We start from the raw sequence: 4,267 nt of genomic DNA, 5'->3' as shown, positions 1-4,267 counted from the left end.
GCGCGGTGATCAAGGCCGCCGACCTCGCCGGCCGCGACAACCTGCTGTTCCGCCGCAACTCCACCACCGGCGCGGTCGAGGTCGTGCACCGCAAGGGCACCGGCATCGAACTCAACGAGGACCTGCACGCCCACAACTGAGGGGCACGCGGGGTAGGACACCCGAGCGCACCCAGGAGGACTCCGGGGTGCGCTCGGCCTCTCACGGTTGTCCCGCGGCCAGTACCTTCTTCTGCACCTTGCCCATCGCGTTGCGCGGCAGCGAGTCCACCAGCCTGACCTCGCGCGGGCGCTTGTGCACCGAGAGCTGCCCGGCCACCAGGTCGATCAGCTCCGGGGGCAGCGTGTCGGCATCGGCCCCGGCGCGCGGCACCACGAAGGCGGTGATGCGCTGGCCGAGGTCGTCGTCGGGCAGGCCGACCACGGCGGCCTCGGCGACGGCGGGGTGGCCGAGCAGGACGGTTTCGATCTCGCCCGCGCCGACGCGGAAGCCGCCGGACTTGATCAGGTCGACCGATTCGCGGCCGACGATGCGGTGGAAGCCCTCGGCGTCGATGGCGGCCACGTCGCCGGTGCGGAACCAGCCGTCCTCGGTCCAGCTCGCCTCGGTGGCCTCCGGCCGGTTCAGGTAGCCGGCGAACAGCATGGGGCCGCGCACCTGCAGGCCGCCGATGCTCTCCCCGTCGTGCGGGACCGGCGCGCCGTGTTCGTCGCGCAGCCGGGTCTGCACGCCGCGCACCGGCAGGCCGACCCAGCCGGGCCTGCGCTCGCCGTCGGCGCGGGTGGACAGGGTGATCATGGTCTCGCTCATGCCGTAGCGCTCCACCGGCGCGTGCCCGGTCAGCGCCTTCAGCTTCTCGAAGACCGGCACCGGCAGCGGCGCGCTGCCGGAGACCAGCAACCTGGCGTCGCGCAGGGCCCGCGCGGCTGCCTCGTCCTCGACGATGCGTGACCACACCGTCGGCACGCCGAAGTACATGCTGCCGCCGGCCTCGGCGTAGGCACGCGGCGTCGGCTTGCCGGTGTGCACCAGCGGGCTGCCGAAGCGCAGCGGTCCGAGCACGCCGAGCACCAGGCCGTGCACGTGGAACAGCGGGAGCCCGTGCACCAGCCGGTCTTTCGAGGTCCAGCCCCAGGCCTCGGCCAGCGCGTCCAGCCCGGCGGCGATGGCGCCCCTGGTGAGCACCACGCCCTTGGGCGGACCGGTGGTGCCGGAGGTGTAGAGCACGAAAGCCGGTGTCTCGGCGGGCGGTTCGGGATAGGTGTGCCAGGAGCGGGCGTGCAGCCGGACCGGGATCACCGGCAGCGCGGCGCCTTCCGGCTGCGCGGACTGCTCGGGCGCCTCGCCGAGCCAGGCCTGCGCGCCGGAATCGGCCAGGATGTGGGCGAGTTCGGCGGGGCCGGAGTCCGGCGGCACCGGCACCACGGTGACACCGGCGATCAGGCTGCCGACCACCGCGAGCACGGTGCGCGCGGTGGGGCGGGCCAGCACCGCGACCCGTTCGGCGCGCGCCACCCGCTCGGCCACCGAGGTCGCCGCGCCGAGCAGGTCGGAGCGGGAGAATGTGGCGCCGTCGATGGTGACGGCGTCGGGGATGTCCGCACCCGCCGCGACCGCGGCCGGGTTCAGGGAACTGAGCAGCAGGGACGGCATGGCTCGAACCTACTGTGCGGCGCGCTCGGGCCCGGCCGCCGCCCCGGCACATCGTTCCCGGCACATCGTTCCCGGCGCAGCGTCCCCGCCACCGGGCCCGCACCGCCGTCACGCCGGGACATCACGGCGCAGCCTCGATTCGTTGTGACCGTTGACACACCCCGGAGAGAATGAGAACGTCGTAGTACATCCTTCTCAACGACGAGAACGGGGACAGACATGGCAGTCCCACTGCGCGTCCCGCGCCCGGCATCGCACGCCACGACGAGCGCCGCGCGCGAGCAGGACGACTTCGACATCCGCGACCACGTCGACGCGAGTTCGGCGTTCTTCGGCGCCGCCACCAACGTCATCCTGCAACTGAGCATGCCGCCGGTCGGCTACGGCGTGGTGGAGTCCAGGGTCGACAGCGGCAACATCATGCTGCATCCGGTCAAACGGGCCAGGACCACACTCACCTATCTGGCCGTGGCCATGCTCGGCACCGAGGAGGACCGGCTCGCCTACCGCGCGGCCGTGGACACCTCGCACCGCCAGGTCCGCTCGGGGCCGGACAGCCCGGTCGCCTACAACGCCTTCGACCGCGACCTCCAGCTGTGGGTGGCGGCGTGCCTGTACTGGGGCGCGCGCGACCTGCACGAGCGCATGCACGGCCCGATGGACGAGGCCACCGCCGACGCCTTCTACCGCAACGCCGAGCGGCTGGGCACCACGCTCCAGATGCGGCCCGAGCAGTGGCCCGCCGACCGGGAGGCCTTCGACGCCTACTGGCGCGAGCACCTGGCGACCACCCGCATCGACCCGCCCATCCGGGACTTCTTCTGGGATCTGGTGAACCTGAAGATGTTCCCGCTGCCGGTGCGGGCGGCGTTCGGCCCGCCGCACCGCTGGGTGACCGCGGGCCTGCTGCCCGAGCAGCTGCGCGAGCAGATGGGCATGCGCTGGAGCCGGGAGGACGACCGCAGGCTGGCGCTGCTGCTGCGCACCGTCGGCGCGGTCGAGGACCGGCTGCCCAGGGCGTTGAAGACGCTGCCGATCGAGATCCTGCTGTGGGACACGCGTTTGCGCAGACGGCTCGGTCTGCGGCTGGTCTGACCCCGCCTACCGCCCGGCCTGCTCCCCCGCCGTGGCGGGCACCGCGGCGTGCTCCTTCGCCTGCGCCGGAACACGGTTCGCCTGCGCCTGGACACGGAAGGACACCACCACGTGGTCGCGGGCGAAGGCGCGCAGCCGGTCGTCGTCGCCGACCGGAATGAGGGTCTGCGGGGTGAGCGCCATCGACACCGCGGTGCGGGCGATCATCTCGGCCAGCGGTTCGGGCTCGTAGTCGGGCAGTTTGCCCTCCGACTGCAACCTACGGATGAATTCGGTCAGGTAGTCGCGGCCGAGCTCGATGATGGGCCCGCCGCGTGTGGTGAGGAAGGGCAGCACCAACTCCGGTTCGGTGGCCAGCAGCCGGTGGATGAGCTGGTTCTCGCGCAGGCCGTTGAGGAAGGCCACGAACAGCTCGACGATCTGGTCCTCGGCGCCCGCGTCGCGGTCCACCTGCCCGGCCAGCACGTCGTCGACGCTCTGGATGAACTCCCTGGTCTGCCGCAGCGCCACCGCCTGGATGAGGTCGGACTTGCTGGCGAACCGCCGGTACAGGGTGGCCAGTGACAGCCCGCAGCGCCGCGCCACCTCGACCATGCTGGTGCGTTTGATCCCGAAGTCCAGGAACGCCAGCAGCGCCGCGTCGAGCACGCGGGTCTGGTTGCGGTCCTCGGGGCCACTGTTGCGGACCAGCGGGAGAAGCCTGTTCAACTTTGCCATGTCTTCCTCACCTCATCCGCGCCTGCGAAACGATGACATTCTCAGTGTCACATACTCCCAGTTCCGATCGGTCTCGATTGACAGCGGATTCGGACGATGAGAAGTTTGATGACGCTTCTTCTCATCGAGGCCCTCGGCCCATTGACACGCGGATGCCCAGGTGAGAATCTGACACCACAACCTTCTCATCGTGTCACCGCGGCGCCGCGCCATCGGCGGGCGACCGCGAGCCGGAAAGACGAGGAAAGATGAGCGCGCCCCTTCGTGCAACGACGCCCGAACAGGTGCCGAGCAGCAGCTCCGGCACCGACGCCGACTTCCCGATGGAAGACTTCTGGTACGGGATCACCGCGTTCCTCGGCGGCAGTGCCAATGTCGTCATGCAGCTCAGCCACCCGCCGGTGGCCTACGGCGTGCTGGAGAGCACCGTCGACTCCGGCAAGCTCACGCTGCACCCGATCAAGCGCCTGCGCACCACGCTGACCTACCTGGCGGTCGCCCTGCTCGGCACCGAGGAGGAGCGCGACGCCTACCGCAAGGCGGTCAACACCTCGCACCGCACCGTGCGCTCCGACGAACACAGCCCGGTGAAGTACAACGCCTTCGACCCCACCCTGCAGCTGTGGGTGGCGGCCTGCCTGTACTTCGGCATCCTCGACCTGCACGAGCGCCTGCACGGCTCGATGGACGAGCAGACCCTCGACGCGCTCTACGCCTACTCGGTCAAACTCGGCACCGGCCTGCAGATGCGCCCGGAGATGTGGCCCGCCGACCGCGCCGCCTTCCAGGAGTACTGGGACCG

General features: G+C 70.9%; 4 protein-coding genes and 1 pseudogene. 3 read left to right on the top strand and 2 right to left on the bottom strand.

What is annotated here, in order from left to right; translation table 11 throughout:
- A pseudogene (locus QH283_RS29540) lies at positions 1-140 on the top strand (2,3,4,5-tetrahydropyridine-2,6-dicarboxylate N-succinyltransferase); the annotation flags it as partial.
- 61 nt (positions 141-201) lie between these two features.
- Here the strand turns inward: QH283_RS29540 and QH283_RS29535 are convergent.
- Complete coding sequence (locus QH283_RS29535; RefSeq protein ID WP_280506195.1) at positions 202-1,653, bottom strand: acyl-CoA synthetase; 1,452 nt, start codon at positions 1,651-1,653, stop codon at positions 202-204.
- 219 nt (positions 1,654-1,872) lie between these two features.
- Between QH283_RS29535 and QH283_RS29530 the strand changes: the two genes are divergently transcribed.
- Positions 1,873-2,748 (top strand): oxygenase MpaB family protein, encoded by an 876-nt coding sequence (locus tag QH283_RS29530; RefSeq protein WP_280506194.1) that lies wholly within the window; start codon positions 1,873-1,875, stop codon positions 2,746-2,748.
- Between the two features lie 6 nt (positions 2,749-2,754).
- Here QH283_RS29530 and QH283_RS29525 read toward each other — a convergent pair whose 3' ends face one another.
- Positions 2,755-3,465, bottom strand: coding sequence for a TetR/AcrR family transcriptional regulator (locus tag QH283_RS29525; protein WP_280506193.1), 711 nt, complete (start codon positions 3,463-3,465; stop codon positions 2,755-2,757).
- A 248-nt stretch (positions 3,466-3,713) separates the two neighbouring features.
- On the opposite strand from QH283_RS29525, the gene QH283_RS29520 reads away from it, so the two are divergent.
- Positions 3,714-4,267: oxygenase MpaB family protein (locus QH283_RS29520; RefSeq protein WP_280506192.1), on the top strand; the 554-nt coding region annotated here is incomplete at its 3' end.

This window comes from Nocardia farcinica (genome assembly GCF_029867845.1).
GTDB lineage: Bacteria > Actinomycetota > Actinomycetes > Mycobacteriales > Mycobacteriaceae > Nocardia > Nocardia farcinica_A.
Note: the sequence above shows the minus strand (reverse complement) of the source record. Positions and strands in the feature narration are given on the sequence as shown.